Here is a 20276-nt window from a genome sequence, read left to right on the forward strand (position 1 = left end):
TAACTTTGAAAGACAGCTCCCTCCTTGAGGCCGGGCTGGGAAACAGACAATGTTACACTGGTAAGGGAATTTCACGTACCTGCTTTGAATGACCATTAAGAAGAATAAAGTTTAAAGCCTATAACCATTTTGACCAGAAAATCAGGGGAGTCCTTATGAAAACATTTATTATAGCTCACACCTGAATGCAATTGCGCAAAACCCCTTTTTGCTTACTATGATTAAAACTATTAAAGAGTATACCAAAAAAATTATTTTGACCGGAACTCAGGGAGTCACTGAAGAAGAGCAGAAAAAAAGGATCATGCTCGTTAACAGTTTGAGTCTGGTATTAGGCTTATTGATCGCGGTGGTTGGAATACTCTTCTACCTGATGTCGGAGCAGCTTTCTATTCTTATCCCGGCATCGGCAGAACTGGCATTAACCTGTTCTGCAATCTATCTTAATCACAGAGGTAAGTATCTTGCAGCAGCACTAACTACTTTCCTTGTTCAGTGCGCAGCTTCCGTATATTTCGGATTACTGCTGAGCAATATCATAGAGTTACAGGCAATGATCATCTTCCTAATATCTATTATTTACCTCCTTTTCAAAAATATCTATATCAGAAGAGGAGCACTGGTGCTTGCGGTGCTAATTCTCGGTCTGTTGGAGACTTGCTATCACTACCAAATGACCTCTACCATCCCACTGAATATCCACCAGGCATTTGCGTTCAGAATACTGGCAATGGCCGGAGTACTTATTCTGATCATATTGGTAAGTAAACCATATGTTGATAGCAATGACCTCAACCAGCAATTGAAAAGAAGCAATTATTTTAAAAAGATATTTGTGTACCAGGTCACCCACGAGCTGAGAACCCCGCTGAATGCGATATATGGTGTAGCGCAGCTACTGAAGCGGGAAATAAAACTGGACGAGCGTCTCAAGGGTATCACCCCACTGGTAGATCAATTATTGGCCGCCAGTAACAATACCCGAAATATTGTCAACAATGTGTTGGATATGGCGCAGATTGAAAGCGGTAACTGCGAGTCTTTGTCAAAAGAAGCATTCGACCTGCAAATATTCCTCGAAAAGATTGTTGATGTCAACAGGGTTATTGCGCGTACCCGCAACATCCGGCTACAGCTGACTATTCAGGATATGCCACAGGTAATCTACTGCGATATGCTGAATCTAAGCCAGATTGTTACCAACCTGCTTGGCAACGCCATCAAATATGCTGATAAAAACACGCTCGTAAAACTGGAAGTGAAAGGTATGAATGACCAGTGGACCATGAAAGTGAGCAACTATGGCCCTGTAATCCCCGCGTCGAAACTGGAGAGCATGTTTGATCCTTTCATGACCGACAAAAGTAAATACACCGAAGGCACCGGTCTCGGCTTATATATTGTGAAAAACAAAGTAGGCTCAATGAATGGTGATATCGCTGTGAACAGTATAGCCCCAGGTATCACTACTTTTACGATCACATTACCTCTTCAGGCAGGTAGGCCGGAAGACATCGGACACGAAAATGAAGAAGCAGTAGAACGCGATCTCAGCGACATTCACGTCATTGTTGCAGAGGACAATGAAATGAATGCCACGCTGATCTCACGATTCCTGAAACAAATCGGCTGTTCCGTAGCACTTGTTACCAATGGCCTGGAAGTACTTGACGAAATCAACAACTGTTTTCCGGACATCATTATCATGGACTATCACATGAATATGATGGATGGGAAGGAAACATTGATACATCTTCAGCAGGATGAAACATTGAAAAGCATTCCTGTAATCATCGCTACCGGGGATGCCTTCACAGAATCAAGAGAGGAACTTCTCGCTGAGGGGGCAAAAGCTTTCATTGAAAAACCTATAGATTACAAGTCCCTACAGAAAATAATCCATCAACAACTACATCATGTCAGTGGAGAGTTACAGGAATAGCTTATTGCACATTAAACAATTGCAGCTACTTCCGCCAGTCGGGTTTCCTGCCATATGGAATGCGGGCGTTTGTAGCGTTTAGTGTACACCTGCCACATCCAGCTCGCTTGTACACAACGTTCCAGACCACTTATATGTGCTTCCAGCTTATCTACCATCTCAGAATCCCTGGGCAATTGCTGATACCCCCTTGTTCTAACCTGGTTCACCAGCATGGAAAACTCGTGTAGCAAATTCCGTACGATTTCCGCAGCCCCCTTGATCACATCTGGCAATGATAAAAATGGATTATTCAGAGCCATTATCATCAACAGGTTGGAGTCTGATGAATTATCGATTACTTCCTTTTCAAAAGAGAAAAGGTCATTCATCAAACAACCAATGGCGGCAGTAACATATTGTAATCTTTTCATATCATCCGCGATAGCAGCGCGTTCCATCCAGCGCCAGTCAAGAAACTGTCCTTCACTGTATTCAATCAGCTGGATAGTATGATGCATGCCAGACACATGGCAGCGCATATCCACGTAGGTATTGATGTCAGGAACATATCCCAGGGCTGATGTGTTGCAGTCAAGATGCGTTACCTCGATGTGATAGTTATACATTTTTCTGAATTCATCGAACCAGCCAGCGGGAGATGTATGACAAATATCCCGCATCATTTCGGCGTTAGCCTCTTCTACAAAATGTGCATCTACCGGCAAATGAAGCGGCAGGTCGAGCTTCGCCATCCGCTCTCTTATCGCGTTGGCGGCAAGCTGCTCTCCTTTACTGAGATGGGCAAATACCTCTCTGCCCATCGTATCATTCAGATAGAAATCGACAGCACAATTTTTGAGGATGGCAACCATACGGTAAAGATTGGCAGTCGGAAACAAATAGATAGCACAGGTAATGTAATGCTCGGCATTAGGTAACCAGATGTTGTACTGCTGCCCATACTCTTGCGCCGAGCGTTTCAACTGCCGTGCGTAGGCATGGGGGCGAAAGGACTGGCAAAACTCTTCAAGTTGGAATTGCTCGTTGTTAAAGAGATCCTGCAATGAAAAACAGGTGGTACCCTGAGACATTAAAAAAGCATATTCTTGTTGAATTTTTTGCATTGTGGCAAGAGATGTTGCCATCTGAACACTGTGTTGCATAATCGTAAATTTTATGTGAGAATGACAATTAAAAAGTATTTCCAAGGCCTGTAAAATGGAGAGAATGGTTATTCATCAGAGCTAAACAACACTGGATGAAAAGGGCTTCAAATGACGTTCAAAACAAATGTATTATACTTTTAATGTACGACAAAATGCCAGAAACCCACATACCCGCGGTAAGTTTTCATATTCCGGTATATAGTAACCCGCTTACCTTTATTTATCTTTGCCCCGGAATTTTAAAAAAAGCTATATGACTCGGATCGCGATCATCCGCCATGGAACCACATCCTGGAACAAAGAAGGCAGGGCACAGGGCTATTCAGACATCCCGCTGGACGAAGAAGGCCTCCTGCAGGCAGCCAAACTCGGACAGTGGCTTACCGGCCAGGACTGGGAAGTCATCTATTCCAGTCACCTGATCCGTGCCAGGCAAACGGCGGCTATTATCGCACAGGAGCTCAGCATCGATTCCGTTATACAGGACGAACGTATAGGGGAAGCTGGTGGCGGCCTCACGGAAGGCACCACCGAAGAAGACCGTATCCGTAAATGGGGCGAAAACTGGAAACAACTCGATCTGGGCCAGGAAAGTAATTCCTCCGTTGTAGGCCGGGGCCTCTCTTTTATGGACGACCTGCTCAGCACCAACAACGGCAAAAATATCATGATCGTTACCCACGGCAGCTTTATCCGGCAAATGCTCGATAAACTGTTCCCGACCATGCAGCCAACACCGGCAATGAAGAATACATCTTTTACTCAGTTGAGGGTGTTGAACCAGGATTGGACTTGTGAAGTGTTTAATAGCGTAACGCACCTGGAGTAGGATGCTGCATTCTTCATTCCTAATCCTTAATTTCGTTCAATATGAAGTTACTGCTCATAGAAGACGAACCTGCTGTAGTATCCGTTATCACCCGTGGGCTTTCTGAAGCCGGGTATGAGGTGAGTGTAGCCCCGGATGGCAACAGCGGCCTGCAAATGGCGCTCAATAATCCGTCGTTCCGATTGATCATACTGGATGTAATGTTGCCCGGCATGAACGGCATTGAAGTATGCCGCTCGTTGCGTAAAGCCGGAACTGATACCCCTATCCTGATGCTTACCGCATTGGGGACTACAGAAAATATTGTCATTGGCCTGGATAGCGGAGCCGATGATTACCTGGTAAAGCCTTTCAAATTGCAGGAGCTGGAAGCACGCCTCAGGAGCCTGATGCGGAGGAAAGGTACAGGAAATGATATGCCCGTTACCGTTAGTTCGCCGGCAGTACTCAGTATGGCTGATCTTGAGCTCAATACCGATACCAAAGCCGCCAACAGACAGGGACGAAGCATACAGCTTACCGCCACGGAATACCGGCTGCTGGAATACCTGTTGAGAAATCCCCGCAAAGTGTTATCCCGATTGGAAATACTGGAGCAGGTATGGGGAATCGACTTCAATATGAACACCAAAGTAGTAGACGTTTATATTAACTATCTCCGGAAAAAAATTAACAAACACAACCCCGTTGAACTGATTCATACAGTAGTAGGACTGGGATATATGATCCGGGAAAGCAGGGCGAATGAAGATACGTACTAAGATATTGCTTTTATTTGCGGGCCTGACCGTATCTACCACGCTTGCCATGAGCATTCTGGTATACTATTTCGCGAGCCAGCATTCGTTTGAGGATTTCTATAAACGACTGGAGATCCGAGCTTACCTGTCTGCAAAAGCCACCCTGCCCTATTATGAAGCGGATTCCATCGTGTATAACGAGATCCGGGACGAGCACCTGGAAAAACTGCCTTCCGAAAAGGAATATTTCCTGCAAGTGGCCGCAGATGGCACTGTACACAAAAATGAAGCACTGACCCTTCCTGCCTCATTCTATGAAAAAGTAAAGCAGGAAAGTAAATCCACCTACCGGGAAGGCGATCGCTTTTATGAAGGCATATTATATAAAAGCAAACAGGGACTTTATATAGTGATCGTTTCTGCCATCAATCAATTCAATTTTGAATACCTTACATGGCTGCGGAGAATACTGATCATCTGCGCAGTTGCATCCAGTCTCATCCTCATAGGAACGGGTATTTTTTTCTCCCGTTATATATTACAACCCCTCCGGCAGATGATGACGCAGGTAAAAAGTATCAGCTCCCGAAACCTGCACCTGCGGCTGAATGTAGAGGATAATGGCGATGAGATCAACGACCTGGCCAATACCTTCAATAACATGCTCGACCGGCTGGAAACTGCATTTGAAACGCAGAATAACTTTGTGAGCAACGCGTCGCACGAACTCAGCACACCGCTGACTGCCATTATCGGCGAAGCAGAACTGGCGCTTAATAAGGAACGGGCTGCTGATAAATATATCTACTCACTGGAGAATATCCTGAAAGAAGCAGGGCGACTGGAACATATCACCAAAAGCCTGCTTCACCTTGCGCAGACTGGCTTCGACGGAAAGAAGCAACAATGGGAACAAATCAGAACTGATGAATTACTTTTTACCGTGAAGCATACCGTTGATAAACTACATCCCGGTAACCAGGTGGAAATCGACTATAGCCTGTTCCCTGAAGAAGAAGAAAAGCTACAGATACCCGGCAACTTTCAACTGCTGGAACTGGCCATCACCAACATTATCATGAATGCTGTCAAGTATTCCGATAATGCGTCCGTGTCCGTCGCCCTCGCTGCTACAGAAAAGAAAAATATCATCATCGTTAAAGATCAGGGAATCGGCATTCCACCGGAGGATCTGCCTTACATCTTCTCTCCTTTCTTCCGCGCCTCCAACACTGCCAAATTCAAAGGATACGGCATCGGCCTGCCGCTAGCCATGAATATTATCAGAATGCATAAGGGAAACATCGTTGTGAACAGCGAAGTAAACCACGGAACCGAGATCAGAGTGGAGCTTCCACGGTAGCGGTCGTTTTCTTACCATATTCTTACCACATTCTTACTACCTTCTAACGCCGCTCTTACTGATTACTTATCTGCCACCGATAATTTTGCTGCTATAAAAGTAATCAGATATGAAAAATATACTCATACCCACCGACTTTTCCATCCGTTCTCTCAGCTATGTGCACAACATCGTTGCACAACATCCTGCCGAACGGGTGAACGTCATATTAATGCACGCACTGCAGATGCCGGATTCCCTGTTTGATCTGATCACCTACACCCGCAACAGCCGGCATGTAGAGCTGATCTCCAGCGATTTCCAGGATGGCTGCGAAATTATCCGGAACAAATACTCTTCCGCCATCCATCAACTGAAGATCGAGTTCTTTCACGGCAGCACCCGTGTAGCATTACGCAACTTCCTGCTGGCTCAGAACATCGATTTAATCATACAGCCGGTTGATCATGAATTCATTCCACCATCGAAGCGAAGTTATAATCCTGAAAGACTCATCAGCCGCTGCGGCTACCCGAAAATGAAGATTCAATTACAACGCAAAAGGTACGTGGCCGATCAGTCGACCATCTCCGCCTTGTTGCTGGCTACAGAATAAAACAACAGGTTATGTTACTTAAAAAAAATATCCCCTTAAAATATGTATTTGGTAAAATAAAGATTGAAATATTGCTGGTGGCCATCTATACGCTTTCTATCAATATACTTTATTATCAATACGCCTTTACCAATATAATAATACCCATTGCTGTACCCATGGTATTGGGAACGGTATTATCGCTCCTGCTGGCATTCCGTTCCAATCAGGCGTACGACCGGTGGTGGGAAGCCCGAACCATCTGGGGATCCATTGTAAATGATTCACGCTCGCTGACAAGACAGGTTTTAAGTTTGATGGATGCAAATTACCAATCGGATGAACTGACCAGTTTCCAGGAGCGTTTTGTAAAGCGACAGGCAGCATGGTGCTATAGCCTCGGACAATCGTTAAGGAAAACTGATCCGCTCAAGGGGCTGGACAGGTTATTAACACGAAGGGAAATGAGCTACCTGATGAAATATGATAATGTGCCGGCTGCCTTGTTGCTTTTACATGGGAGAGATCTCAAATATGCCATGGAACAGGGCTGGATCAATCAGTACCAGCAGGTAACCCTGGATGCAACACTTACAAAGCTCTGTGATTCGATGGGAAAATGTGAGCGGATCAAGAACACGGTATTTCCGGCTACCTACAGCCTATATACACACTTCACCGTGATCTTTTTTATACTGTTATTGCCATTTGCATTGATAGACATACTGGGGTTCATGGAAATTCCGCTGGTAGTGGCCATTGCTGCTTCTTTCCTGCTGATCGAGAAAATGGGCGTCAACCTGCAGGATCCGTTTGAGAACAAGCCTACCGATACACCGGTAACGGCGATCGCAAAGAATATTGAAAAGGATCTGCGGCAGATGTTACATGAACAGTACCATGCTCCTGAAGAAGCGGTAGAACAACCGTTGTACTATGTATTGTAGTAATTGAACTTGTGTTTAAGGCGCCCCTCCCAGGGGCAGTAATTTATAGCGTTGAATAAAAGGCTCCGGTGTCGACCAGGGCCTTTTTTCTACAACCACCTCCCTATCCCTTTCACCCCTGCCTCCAGTTGCTTTTCCCCTAATGACGCATATCCCAGCCTCAGCCCATTCACCGGCTCCCCATAACTATACCGCTCCGGATGCGCCACCTGTATACCATGCTGCTGCAGCGTTTCTGCCAGCTTCACCAGATTGGTTCTGCCATTAGGCTCCAGCCAGAAAGCCAGCCCTCCTTCGGGCCTTGAAAAATTCACCTTACCGGAAAGATGCTCCCGGAGCAGGCCGTCGAAAAGATCGCGGCGGGCCTTATATACCGCTGTAGCCCGTTTCAGGTGCCGCTTGATTTCTCCTTCTTTCACCAATTGCAGGATCGCCTGTTCCATGATATTATCTCCCTGTACATCGATGATGCGCCGCAGCTGCCCTACTTTCCCGATAAAACCACGACTGGAGGCCAGGTAACCGATACGCAATGCAGGCGCTACAATCTTGCTCATAGTGCCTACATAGATATAATTCTCCAGGTTCTCATAACTGCAAATCGGCAACACAGGCCGCTGCCCGAAATGAAATTCATTGTCGTAGTCGTCTTCTATGATCGTAAATCCGTATTCATTAGACAGCGCAATCAGCTCCAGCCGCCGCTGCAGGCTCATTGTAACGGTGGTAGGATACTGATGATGCGGCGTGATATATACGGCCCTGATGCTGCGATATCGCCTGAGATACTTTTTCAGTTCTTCCGTTATCAATCCCTCTTTATCTACTCCAACAGGCAGCAGTCGCGCTCCTGCCTGTTCAAATGCCTGCCAGGCGGGCTTATAGCCCGGGTGCTCGATTACTACATCATCGCCCTTGCCAAGCAGGCAGTGGGCCGATAAATACATCGCCATCTGGCTACCGCGGGTAATAAACACATCATCGGCGTTGAGGCGCATACCCCGGCGATAGTTCAGCATCTGTACAATGGCAAGCCGGAAGGCCGGATCATCGGTTTCGTTGCTGTACCCCATCATCTGCCAGCGGCCCTTGCGGTGAAAGATCTGCCGGTAGGCACGCGCCAGTTCATTGATCGGCGCAATACGGCTATCGGGCTGACCGTCGTCGAATATTACAGCAGGCTTCGGTGCGGCCGCCTTGTTTTTCTCCGGTTTATGTTGTTCCGGTTTGACAGCTTTGATGACCGGCAAATCCTCTGCTACAAATGTTCCCAGGCGTTCTCTCGATTCCAGCCATCCTTCTGCCAGCAGCACATCCAGGGCCTCTACAATGGTGTTACGGTTTAACTGCAGCTGTGCCGCCAGCTGCCGGCTGCCGGGCAATGCATCGCCACTACGGAGCTTTCCACTTTTAACAGCAGCGATGATGGCATCGGCAATCTGCATGTATACTGCTTTCCCACTGTGATGATTGATCGTGATATTCAATTCCCAAGGTCGTAGCATCTGGACTACCTGATTTTATGATTTCTGTACTATTTACCTAGTCCAAAGGTAATCTACTTTTGTTATGCAATCATGCAATGGCTTTAAAAAATGAGATCATGGAAGTAAAAGACAAACAATTTTCCTCAAAGGATTTTCACCAGACCTTTGCGCGTCCTAAGTATGTGAAACCTGCCAAACTGCTGCACAGGAACGTTGAGCAGGCAGGTGAGCACAGCCAGTTTTCTTCCGAAAGAAAGCACCCGGTATTTTTTGTGGATCTTCCAACGAAGAATGTAAGTATGACGATAGGCGGATTATTGCCGGGGCAGCTCACCAACCGTCACCGGCATACTTATGAAACGGTTCTTTATGTATTGGAAGGAAAAGGATATACAGAAGTGGAAGATGAAAAAGTAGAATGGCAGGCAGGCGATGCGGTATACATTCCGTCGTGGGCCTGGCACCGTCATCAGAATCTGAGCGATAGTGAGCCGGCAAAATATATCGCCTGCGAAAATGCGCCGCAATTACAGCACCTGGGCGTTGCGCTGCGCGAAGAAGAAGGCAGGGATCTGTAGCAATCTTCCCGATGGCTGGCTGCCGGAAAGCAGCCGGCTTTTTTCCATCTCCCTACAATAACAACAAAAATAACAGACACATGAAACATGCACATACGCTGGAAGGAATCATTGCCTACCCTATCACACCATTTGATGTAAATGAACAGATAGATATTCCTTTGTTTAAACAACTAACAGAACGACTGGTCACTTCCGGCGCCAATGCCATCGCGCCGTTGGGCAGCACAGGTGTTTTACCTTATCTGAATGATAGCGAGAAAGAAGCCATCACAACAGCTGCCCTGCAACAGGTCGATGGCAGGATACCGGTGATGGTAGGCGTTTCCAACCTCACTACGGAGCGAACCATCTATCATGCGCGCTTTGCAGAAAAAGCCGGCGCCAGCGCCGTGATGATCATCCCGATGAGCTACTGGCGCTTATCCGACAATGAAATAGTAGCCCATTACGATGCAGTGGCTTCCAGCATCTCGATTCCTATCATGGCATACAACAACCCGGCAACGGGTGGTGTGGATATGTCACCCGCACTGCTGAAGCGTTTGCTGAAAATCCCCAACGTAACAATGATCAAGGAAAGCACCGGCGATGTACAACGCATGCATTACCTGCGTAAGGAGTTGGGTGAAGAGGTTGCATTCTACAATGGCTCCAATCCTATTGCCCTCGACGCATTTGCCGCCGGCGCCAGGGGATGGTGCACAGCAGCGCCTAACCTGATTCCGGATCTGAACAAGGGCCTCTACGAAGCAGTGCTGGCGAACGATCTCAGCAAAGCCAGAACCTTGTTCTACGAACAACAGCAGCTGTTACAATTTATTTCTGCCAGGGGATTGCCCCGGACCATTAAGGCGGGCCTGGAGCTATTGGATATTGATGCGGGTTATCTGCGCAGCCCGCTCAAACCATTGACGCAGGAAGATGTGGAGGCGCTTAGCAGGATGCTGCCAGCGGTTAACTGTTAGCAGCTTCCGGTTGCGATAGTGTTAAATAAGAATTTATCTTGTACGAGCACTCGCTGGCCGGGCTGTTTTTTGCTCAGAAAGCTGGCAATGAAACCTGCCCGGCAGCGGGTGCGTACAATAGTGGCGAAAAATATGGCACTGTGGTTATCAACCCCGCTCGCGGCCAACCATTTTTCCCAGCTGCTTTCCAGCCTTTGCGTAGGCCTGCCCTATCCTCGGCCCGGTGGCAAACTGGCCTTTCCCCGCCCTGACATCATTTAACATGATTTTGCAAACAGACTTCTTCATATTCGCCTGATCAAATATTTCCACTTCCAGGTTAATGCCTGCTTTATGCGAGGATACGCCAACATTATATCCTACTTCTATGAACTTTGTATTCACCACCATCACATATTTGGAGGAACTGGCGGTATCTTCGGAAAGTTTTATTTCCGCATTTTTGGTAAACTCCTCTGAAAAATTAGGCTCGTAGTGCTTTTTCCTGTCGGCCAGCCAGCTTTCCTCCCAGGCAGCACCACTGCCCGGTTCCTTCGCTTCTTTTTCAGCTTTTCTGCGCTTGATGTAAGCAGCTTCCCTGCCATCTTCGCCAACGATAAGCTTATTGTAAGCAAAAACTACTTTCATTTCAGTAACTCCCTTGAGGAAATCCAGTTTACCTTTTACAAGATCCTGGGCGCTCAGTACACCGGGGCAAACAATTGCTGCCATGAGCAGCAGGACATAAATCCGATTCATAGATATAGGTTTTGAATAAAGATAAAAAAAGGTTTTAGCTTTTTTTACAAATACAGCGAAGATTATATAGATTTAAAAGGTCAATGTAATCTTCGCTGCATTTTACTAAAAACTAAAGACTACTCGTAATTCACATTCCAGTTAAACCCATACTGATCCGTCAGACTTCCATGCCAGGCGCCCCAGAACTGCTTCTCAAACGGAAACCCCACCTTGCCCCCTGCCGCCAGGTCGTTGAATACTTTCTTCGCGCGGTCAAGACTGTCGTGAAACATCAGGGAAAGGGATACATCGCCGCCGGTTTTGTGGGTAGTTTTACCGGGGAAGGTATCGCTGGCATAGAGGATGATTTGCCCACCTGACTCCAGGCGTGCATGGAGTATCTTGTGCTGGTACGATGCAGGCGCATTCATTTCCGGCTGGTCGTAACGACTAACAATCACCAGCTCCACGCCCAGTATTTTTGTATAGAAATTCAATGCGTCTTCGCAATCGCCTTCATACATCAGGTAAGGCGTTACATTAACAGTTTCGTTGTTCATAATTTTTTATGTGAAGGTCCGGCTATTGGGGCATTATAAATTGTACATTTTAGACAACCGCTCTGCCAGAGCTGGTTGTATGACCTGCACAATAGTGAACTGTTCCTTCAGAAACTCGCGGGGAGAAAAGCGGGTCATCTGCCGGAACTCGCGGATAAAATGCGACTGGTCGTAATAGCCGCAATGGTAGCCGATACTGGTCAGTGAATCGAAGCGACCGGAGTACATCGCATGTACGGCGTTGCTGAACCTTTTTATACGAACCAGCTCTGATGGCGACACCCCAAGCACACGGCTGAACTTCCGTTCCAATGCTTTATAACTGAGGTTAAACTGCCGGAGCACATCCGCAATATTGGGTGCTTTTAATACAGCCGGCATACAGGTCAGGGCAAAGAGATAATCCGTATTGCCGGTATCCATCTTCCTTAACAAAAAATCATTGGTAATGCCTACCCTTTCGACATTACCGGGGGCTTCAAACAAACGCTCCTCCAGCTCCTTCAACTGCCGGCCCAGCAGCTCTTCCACCGTATAGAAACTATTGGCAAACAAATTTCCCGGAATACCGAAAAACGGATATGTTCCTCCCAGTTTAAAACGGATACAGAAGAAATGTTGCCGCCCCGGCTGTGAAATGCTGAGCGCTTCTTTGCGTATACCGATGACATGCGCTCCTTTGATTTTTACATATGCACCATCCCGGATATGGAAGTAATCATCACCGAAATTAAACATCAATTCTATTGTACCGTCTGGAATAAGACTTTCCTGTTCGCGGAAAGGAGGTTTCTCCGAGAAGGCCGACCAGTAGCACTCAATATATGCTGCAAGACGGGGATGAGGCGGATACTCGAGGTATTCCATGGTATGAAATTACGAATTCGTAATTAGGATTTACGAAATAATGGGAAGATAATAACGAAAATAAGGCTCGCGTTTACTATCTTCCCGCTATTTCGCAATTCGTAATTTAAATTCATGGACGACCAAAAACTGTTGGCTTATTTAAGTTCGGACAACGAGTTGGCATTTGAAGGGATCTTCCGGAAGTATTTTGTTCCGCTGACAGGTTTTGCAAATGCTTACCTCAATAATCCGGAACAGGCCAAAGACATGGTACAGGCTGTATTGCTGCGTCTGTGGGAGCAAAGGGAATCGCTGGAAATACATACCGCCCTGAAACCCTACCTGTACAATGCGGTCAGGAACAGTTGTCTGAACGAATTACAAAAAAACAAAACACAACAGAAACGATTGTCGGCCTTCCTTCCCGAAACAAGTGAAGTGATCAATTCCCGTATTGAATATGCAGAGCTCCGCCAACAGATACACCACGCTATAGCCGCCCTGCCGGAAGAGTGCCGCAGGATATTCATATTAAGCCGCTTCGAAAAGCGCCGTTATAGTGAAATTGCCACCCAGCTGGGTATTTCTGTTAAAACAGTGGAGGCACAGATCAGCAAAGCTTTGAGGATACTAAGAGTACGACTGGCGGGCCTTTTCCTTGTTTTCTTATTTTTTTTAAGAAATTTTTTCTGATGACGTAAGGGTAGGGATATTTTTTTCTGTCTTGTAGATACTTTATGCATCCAATTGATCAAACAGACTGGGAATTAATCAGCAGGTACCTGGGAGGCACTGCTTCGGAAACAGAGATCGAACAGGTAAAAGCCTGGGCTGCCCTCGCGCCGGCCAATACCCAACTGCTGGAAGAAATGCAACAGCTGTGGGAACAATCGGCCGAAGCTGCCGTATATGAGCAGATAGACCTCGAATCGGAATGGGCAAGGATGCAGGAGCAGATGAACGACGGCCGGAAAATGCAGCCCACGCGTAAACGTTATGGCAACTGGTGGAAATGGGCCGCTGTATTCCTCCTGCTGGCAGGAAGCGGATGGTGGGCTTTCCGGACTACCAGGCCATCGGCCCCGGTGGCGGAATATAACCAAATCACCGTATCCAAGGGACAACGCATGCAGTTGCAGCTGTCTGATGGCACCAGGGTATGGCTGAACGGCAATACGGAATTACGCTACCCTACCGCCTTTAACAACCGTACGCGGGAAGTGGAGATCACCGGCGCCGCTTATTTCGATGTAGCAGCAAATGCGGACAAACCATTTATAGTAAAAACGCCGGATTACAGCGTGAGGGTATTAGGCACCGAATTCAGGGTACTGGCCTATCCCGGTAATCCCTTATCTGTAACAACACTCGTAAAAGGAGCCATACAGATAGAAAATTACGACGCCACCGGCAACAAGCAGGTACTGAAAGCAGGCCATGAAGCTATTTTTAACAGGGACAATAAAAGTATCAGTATTCAACCATCGGATCTGACCAGGAATATGCAGATGAAAGGTGAAGCCCTTTCCTTTAAAGGCATTACCATGAAAGACCTGGCACAGAAACTTGAAGTGATTTATGGCATTAAGATCAAACTGGCAGACGACAGCCTGAAAAATCTGAAGTTCACGGGGAAATTTTACGACGACGAAACAATCTGGAAAGCACTGGACGTCATCCGTCTTACCACACCTGTTATCTACACGTACACTGGAAACGAAATATTTATCAACTGGCAGCAACAGGCTACAACGCCACATTGAACAGGAAGGCCACACCTGTAAATCATGACCATTTTATCGGAAACGTTGTGTGATGCACAAGCATGGAACCTCCATGCAAAAAAAACGGGAAATGTTGAAGCCATCTCCCGTTTGGATCATTGCTAACACAAGGTGACCTGTTATCAGCAATATTCAACCAATGTAAAAGTATGAAAAAAAAATCCTTTTTGCCTGGCCGTTCATGGCGCCGGCACAAAATTCCACTTGCTATGAAATTGTCTGCATTCTTACTGTTCTGCGGTGTCTTGCAAGCCAATGCAACACTTGTTTTCTCGCAGCATAATAAACTCACGCTGCAGGTCAACAACAGCTCCCTGGACTCTGTTTTCAGGGCCATTGAAAATAACAGCGATTATTCCATTTTTTACAAACAAGGTCAACTTGATGTAACAAAAAAAATTAATGTAAATGCAATCGATTGTCGCATTGAGACACTGCTGACCGAGGTGTTGAAAGGCACCAACACCTCTTTCACCATCGCCGACCGGCATATCGTGATTATCCCCAACAGCAAAAGCAGCAGCAGCTTTACCTATAGCAGCGCCGCAGCAGCTGACGACATCACCATCAAAGGGATCGTCACCGACCGTAACGGCCAGCCCCTGCCCGGCGTAAGCATCGTGGTAAAAGGCAGCAAAAATGGTGTGATCACAGATGGTGGCGGGCACTTCTCCATCAAAGTACCCAATACCAAAGCCACGCTGGTATTCTCCTTTATAGGATACTCCCAGCAGGAAGTAGCCGTTGGCAACAAAGTAAACCTGAGTGTGGCACTGGACGACGATCACAAAAAACTGGACGAAGTGGTGGTAATCGGCTACGGCTCCGTCAGGAAAACAGACGTTACCAGCGCTATTTCCAGCATCTCAGAAAAGGATTTCAACCGGGGCGCCGTGGTATCGCCCATGCAGCTGATCCAGGGTAAAGTACCCGGCCTCGTGATCGTCAACAACCAGGGAAATGATCCCAATGGCCAGTCGTCCGTACAGCTGCGCGGTATTTCCTCCGTAAAAGGCAGTGGCGGCCCGCTCATCGTTATCGACGGTATCCCCGGCGGTAACCTGAATAACCTCTCTCCTGAAGATATCGCCTCCATGGACGTTTTACGCGACGGTTCTGCCGCCGCCATATACGGCACCCGCGGTACCAACGGCGTGATCATCATCACCACCAAACGCGCTAAGAACGGCGCGGCTACGGTTAACTACGACGGCTACGCCTATACGGATCAGGTATACAACTTCCCGAGGGTACTTACCGCCGATGAATACAGGGCCTATGCGGAAGAATACAAGAAGATCAATCCTACTTTCGTACTGAATGATGGTGGCGCCAACACCGACTGGTTCAAGGTGCTGACCAAAAAGCCTTTCAGCCAGGTACACAATATCTCCGTGTCCGGAGGCACGGAAAAATCCAATATCCGCGCGGCAGTATCTTACCGCAACCTGGATGGTATCGCCATCGAAACATGGAGGAAAATTGTGAACACCAGGGTCAGCTTCACGCAGAAAGCGATTGACGATAAGCTCACTATCCAGGGTAATTTTGCGACCTCATTTCTGCAATACAACAAAACAGATAACACCATCTTCGGAGATGCGGTAGGCCGCAACCCTACATTCCCCGTATTCAACCCGGATGGCAGCTATTTCGAAGATCCGGCCGACCGTACCGGTAATCCATACGCCCGCCGTATGCAAACGGAAGACGGAGAAAGAATCAAGCACCTCAACGGAAGCATCAAAGCTACCCTGGCCCTGGCCCCCGGCCTCAATGCCAGCGGCTTCTTCGCTATGCAGCGCAGAGACGTGATTTCTTACTACTACCAGTCGCGCGATGCCTGGCAGAGCAAGATCAATGGCCAGAACGGCAACGCCAACAGAAGTACCGCCTTCGACTACGACCGTACTTTCGAATACACCATCGACTACGCCAAAACTATTGGCAGGCATAATATTACCGGTCTTGCCGGCTACAGCTACCAGGACTTCATGAGCGAAGGCTTCAACGTATCCAACCAGAACTTCCTCACAGATGCCATGAGCTACAACAACCTCGGCGCCGGTCAGGCTTTCAAAGCCACACCTGGTACAGGTTCCGACCTGGGTAGCAGCAAAAGCTCCAGCAAACTGATCGCCTTCTTTGGCAGGGCCATCTACAGCTACGACGACCGCCTCCTCCTCTCCGCCTCCGTACGCCGTGAAGGTTCTTCCAAATTCGGCCGCAACAATAAATGGGGCTGGTTCCCCGCTGTGAATGCCGGCTGGCGCGTGAGTAAAGAATCATTCTTTCCGAAAGGCGGACTGCTGGAAGACCTGAAAATACGTGCCGGTTTCGGTATCACCGGTAACCAGGGACTCGGTTCCTATGCGTCTCTGCAAACACTCACCACCGGCGCGCAGTTCCTCTGGAATGGTGCATTTATGCCTACTTATGGTGCGTCTAACAGCTCCAATCCTAACCCGGATCTGCGCTGGGAAAAGAAAGCAGAGTATAACTTCGGTATCGACTTCACCCTGCGCAACAGCCGGTTGAGTGGTAGCATCGACATATACAACCGCCGTACTTCCGACCTGTTGCTGGATGCCACCGCTCCTGTTCCGTCGCAGATTGCGCAAACCAGCGTAGTGAACCTCGGCGTAATCAGGAACACCGGTGTAGAACTGGCCCTGAACGCCAACATCATCGAAAGAAAAAAATTCAGCTGGAACAATAGTTTTACTTTCTCCTATAATAAAAACCTGTTGGTATCCACTTCCTATGGAGCCGCCAGCAGCGCTCCGGTAGATCATTACAGCCTGCCGAATAATATGGGCAACGCGTTCCGCCGTCAGGCCGGCCAGCCTATCGGTAACTTCTATGGCAGGGTGTTTAAAGATTTCGACGAAACACAGGGCCCTGGTAAAAATCAGTGGTTATTCTATACTAAGGCAGACGACTCCACACTGGATGGACAAGGCAAAAAGATCATCGGCAACGGTTTGCCAAAGATGTTTATCAGCATGACCAACAACTTCTCCTACGGCCGCTGGGACCTGTCGGTATTCCTGAGGGGCAGCTTTATGTTCGACATTCTCAACATCACCGACATGGTGTATATGAACAAAGTCCGTTTCTCCGACAATTTCCTGAAAAAAGCGCTGGATCAGCCTATCAACGGTTCTTACGCTTACTCCAACTACTTCCTTGAGAAGGGTGATTTCGTAAAACTGGACAATGTAACACTGGGTTACACCTTCAATACCAGCAAGATCAAATACCTGCGTAAAGCGCGCCTGTATGTTTCCGGTCAGAACCTGCTCACATTTACCAGCTATACCGGCCGCGATCCGGATATCGAAGTGAATGGCCTCGAGCCAGGTATTGGCACCATGAACTTCTATCCACGCACCCGCACCTTTACAGTAGGCGTTAACGTTGGGTTTTAAGCGATCACTAAAAAATATTATCAGCCATGAATCTTTACTCTAAATCAACATACTTTGCAGCTGCCGCCGGGCTGGCCTTCATGGGCCTCTCTGCCTGTACCAATCTCGATGAAACAGTGTACAGCAGCGTTACTAAAGAGTCTTTTTTTAATTCAAAGGAAGAAGTAATTGCGAACTATATCCGCCCGTATTCGCACATTGTAGGAAGCTATCAATACCGCATCTGGCATCTGAATACACTGACTACCGACGAAGCTGCCATGCCCTACCGCGATGGTACTCCACCGGCAGACGGCGGAGATCAGATCATTGGTATGCACTGGCATACCTGGACCGCCGACGATTCGGAGATCAAAAATACCTGGGACGCTATTTATCGTGGTGTGGGCCTGACCAATTCCACCCTCGAAAACATGGAGTCCGTTGATTTCGAGAAACTCCGCGTGGGGCTCGACAAATCCATGGTACTGGCTGAGATGCACTGTTACCGTGCCTGGTACTACTGGCTGCTCATGGATATGTGGGGCAATATTCCCATCTCTGAAAAAGTAGGCGACCCATTGTATCCTGAAACCAAACCAAGAAAAGAAGTGTTTTCGTACATAGAGAAAGAAGTGCTGAACAATGCGGATAAGCTGCTGGATAAAGGCGCACCTAACTCTTACGGACATATGATAAAACCTGCAGCCTGGGCTATGCTGGCCAAGTTATACCTGAATGCCCAGGTATATGGCGGCACACTTACAGCGGCCGGATTGCAGCCGGGGCCTGAACGTTGGGACGACTGTATCAAATATTGCGACAAGGTCATCAATTACAACGCTGGCGGTGGTTATCAGCTGGATGCTAACTGGAACGACCCGTTCAAGATTAAGAATGAGTTGTCGAAAGAAAACATCTTCGTGGTAGTATACGATACCACTTATGCACAGGAGATGCGCTGGAACTATAAAAACCTCCACCAGGAACATCAGAAAACCTATGGATTTTCCTGGGCGCCGCAGAACCGTATCATGACACATAACAATTTCTACAGCCTGTTTGGCGCTACCGACCTGCGCCGTCAGCAATGGCTGGTAGGGCCTCAGTTTGCAGCAGATGGGGTAACTCCGCTGAAATGTCTGAGTGGTGCACAAAAAGGCAAACCATTGGTATTAGATCCGTATTTTGTGAACGCACCGGGAGATACTGCTACCATGCTCACGGCGAAAGAATTCCACGGAGCAAGGAACGTTAAATATGAAATACAAAAAGGCACTAAGATTAGTCAGATGAGCAATGATGCGCCGGTATACCGTCTTGCTGATGTAATGCTGATGAAGGCAGAAGCCATCATGCGGAAAAACGGCGGAACGGCCACACAGGAGGCAGTAGACCTGGTAAATGCAGTGCGCAAAAGAGACTTCGCTCCCGGCGATCCTAAGGGCACCTATACAACGGCAACGCTTACACTGAATGAACTGCTGAACGAGCGTGGCCGCGAATTTGCCTGGGAAGGGTGGCGCAGGAATGACCTGATCCGCTTCGGCAAATTCACTGCACCCGGGTGGGATAAGAAGCAGTCGGAGCCCTGGCGTATCGTGTTTCCGGTTCCGAACAACACACTGAGCGTAAATCCGAATCTCAAACAAAATCCAGGATATTAAATACAGACAAATGAAAAAGTTCATGCTGCTTTTTACTGCTTGCGCCATCGGTGCAATGACAGTGGTTGCACAACAACCCACACTTACTAAAAAAGAAAAGAAAGAAGGCTGGAAGCTGCTGTTCGACGGCAAAACTTCCGGCGGATGGAAAAGTGCCAATGGCAAACCTTTCCCTGAAAAGGGCTGGGTGATCAAAGATGGGATCCTGCAAACAGATCCGACTGCCGGCCATGGTGGCGATATCATCACCGACAGCCAATACACCAACTTCGAGCTGAACCTCGAATTTCGCCTGACCAGCGGCGCCAACAGCGGTATCAAATATTACCTGCTGCCCAACACTTCACTCGGACTGGAATACCAGCTGATCGACGATGTAAACCATCCGGATGCCAAGCTGGGGATGGCCGGGAACCGTACGCTGGCAGCACTGTACGACCTGATCGCCCCTGCCGCCGATAAGCAGGCCAAGCCGGTAGGTGAATGGAACACAGTACGTATTATCTCAAAAGGTACGCACGTAGAACACTGGCTCAACGGCCGGAAAGTGGTGGAATATGAACGTGGCAGCGATGCTTTCAAGGCGCTGGTAGCTGCGAGCAAATACAAAAACATCAAAGGATTTTCCGAAGTAACGGAAACGCCTATACTGCTACAGGAACATGGAGATGCAGTTGCATTCCGGAACATTAAAATAAAAGCGTTGTAAT

18 protein-coding genes are annotated in these 20276 nt (G+C 47.7%); 13 read left to right on the forward strand and 5 right to left on the reverse strand.

The features are described from left to right. The first annotated feature begins 217 nt into the window (after positions 1–217). Entirely contained in the window at positions 218–1942 is a 1725-nt protein-coding gene (locus UNH61_RS20500) for a hybrid sensor histidine kinase/response regulator (protein ID WP_326993865.1), read from the forward strand. An 11-nt stretch (positions 1943–1953) separates the two neighbouring features. Here the strand turns inward: UNH61_RS20500 and UNH61_RS20505 are convergent, their stop codons facing one another. Beyond that, a complete protein-coding gene (locus tag UNH61_RS20505; protein WP_326993866.1) occupies positions 1954–3087 on the reverse strand; it encodes a terpene synthase family protein in 1134 nt (377 codons plus the stop codon). Between the two features lie 256 nt (positions 3088–3343). Here UNH61_RS20505 and UNH61_RS20510 point away from each other — a divergent pair, with 256 nt between their 5' ends. From UNH61_RS20510 to UNH61_RS20530, 5 genes are all read left to right on the forward strand, one after another. After that, positions 3344–3919, forward strand: a complete 576-nt coding sequence (locus UNH61_RS20510) for a histidine phosphatase family protein (RefSeq protein WP_326993867.1) — start codon at positions 3344–3346, stop codon at positions 3917–3919. A 41-nt stretch (positions 3920–3960) separates the two neighbouring features. Continuing rightward, positions 3961–4680 carry a response regulator transcription factor gene (locus UNH61_RS20515; RefSeq protein WP_326993868.1) on the forward strand — a complete coding sequence of 240 codons (720 nt, stop codon included), beginning with the start codon at positions 3961–3963 and terminating at the stop codon, positions 4678–4680. Continuing rightward, positions 4664–6022, forward strand: coding sequence for a HAMP domain-containing sensor histidine kinase (locus UNH61_RS20520; RefSeq protein ID WP_326993869.1), 1359 nt, complete (start codon positions 4664–4666; stop codon positions 6020–6022). The genes UNH61_RS20515 and UNH61_RS20520 overlap by 17 nt, the downstream gene beginning before the upstream one ends. 109 nt (positions 6023–6131) lie before the next feature. After that, positions 6132–6617: a hypothetical protein gene (locus UNH61_RS20525; protein WP_326993870.1), complete on the forward strand. Its 486-nt coding sequence runs from the start codon at positions 6132–6134 to the stop codon at positions 6615–6617. An 11-nt stretch (positions 6618–6628) separates the two neighbouring features. Beyond that, the gene (locus tag UNH61_RS20530; protein WP_326993871.1) at positions 6629–7543 is read left to right on the forward strand and encodes a bestrophin family ion channel; all 915 of its coding nucleotides are present in this window, start codon (positions 6629–6631) and stop codon (positions 7541–7543) included. 89 nt (positions 7544–7632) lie between these two features. On the opposite strand, the gene UNH61_RS20535 is transcribed toward UNH61_RS20530, so the two are convergent. Further along, complete coding sequence (locus tag UNH61_RS20535) at positions 7633–9048, reverse strand: PLP-dependent aminotransferase family protein (protein ID WP_326993872.1); 1416 nt, start codon at positions 9046–9048, stop codon at positions 7633–7635. A gap of 98 nt (positions 9049–9146) precedes the next feature. Between UNH61_RS20535 and UNH61_RS20540 the strand changes: the two genes are divergently transcribed. Beyond that, positions 9147–9608, forward strand: a complete 462-nt coding sequence (locus UNH61_RS20540) for a cupin domain-containing protein (RefSeq protein WP_326993873.1) — start codon at positions 9147–9149, stop codon at positions 9606–9608. 80 nt (positions 9609–9688) lie between these two features. After that, a complete protein-coding gene (locus tag UNH61_RS20545; protein WP_326993874.1) occupies positions 9689–10576 on the forward strand; it encodes a dihydrodipicolinate synthase family protein in 888 nt (295 codons plus the stop codon). Positions 10577–10723: 147 nt separating this feature from the next. Here the strand turns inward: UNH61_RS20545 and UNH61_RS20550 are convergent, their stop codons facing one another. The 3 genes from UNH61_RS20550 to UNH61_RS20560 all read right to left on the reverse strand — a co-directional run bounded on the left by UNH61_RS20550 (position 10724) and on the right by UNH61_RS20560 (position 12723). Beyond that, on the reverse strand, positions 10724–11314 hold the full coding sequence (locus tag UNH61_RS20550) for a hypothetical protein (protein WP_326993875.1): 591 nt from the start codon (positions 11312–11314) through the stop codon (positions 10724–10726). A gap of 119 nt (positions 11315–11433) precedes the next feature. Further along, entirely contained in the window at positions 11434–11856 is a 423-nt protein-coding gene (locus UNH61_RS20555) for a VOC family protein (protein WP_326993876.1), read from the reverse strand. 33 nt (positions 11857–11889) lie between these two features. Next, the gene (locus UNH61_RS20560) at positions 11890–12723 is read right to left on the reverse strand and encodes an AraC family transcriptional regulator (RefSeq protein WP_326993877.1); all 834 of its coding nucleotides are present in this window, start codon (positions 12721–12723) and stop codon (positions 11890–11892) included. Positions 12724–12837: 114 nt separating this feature from the next. Between UNH61_RS20560 and UNH61_RS20565 the strand changes: the two genes are divergently transcribed. From UNH61_RS20565 to UNH61_RS20585, 5 genes are all read left to right on the forward strand, one after another. Beyond that, positions 12838–13398 carry an RNA polymerase sigma-70 factor gene (locus UNH61_RS20565; RefSeq protein ID WP_326993878.1) on the forward strand — a complete coding sequence of 187 codons (561 nt, stop codon included), beginning with the start codon at positions 12838–12840 and terminating at the stop codon, positions 13396–13398. A gap of 44 nt (positions 13399–13442) precedes the next feature. After that, complete coding sequence (locus UNH61_RS20570) at positions 13443–14468, forward strand: FecR domain-containing protein (protein ID WP_326993879.1); 1026 nt, start codon at positions 13443–13445, stop codon at positions 14466–14468. A gap of 230 nt (positions 14469–14698) precedes the next feature. After that, positions 14699–17920 carry a TonB-dependent receptor gene (locus UNH61_RS20575; RefSeq protein WP_326993880.1) on the forward strand — a complete coding sequence of 1074 codons (3222 nt, stop codon included), beginning with the start codon at positions 14699–14701 and terminating at the stop codon, positions 17918–17920. Between the two features lie 26 nt (positions 17921–17946). Next, a complete protein-coding gene (locus tag UNH61_RS20580) occupies positions 17947–19566 on the forward strand; it encodes a RagB/SusD family nutrient uptake outer membrane protein (protein ID WP_326993881.1) in 1620 nt (539 codons plus the stop codon). Between the two features lie 10 nt (positions 19567–19576). Next, positions 19577–20275, forward strand: coding sequence for a DUF1080 domain-containing protein (locus tag UNH61_RS20585; RefSeq protein ID WP_326993882.1), 699 nt, complete (start codon positions 19577–19579; stop codon positions 20273–20275). Position 20276 lies beyond the last annotated feature (1 nt).

The sequence above is a fragment of the Chitinophaga sp. 180180018-3 genome (genome assembly GCF_037893185.1).
Classification (GTDB): Bacteria; Bacteroidota; Bacteroidia; order Chitinophagales; family Chitinophagaceae; genus Chitinophaga.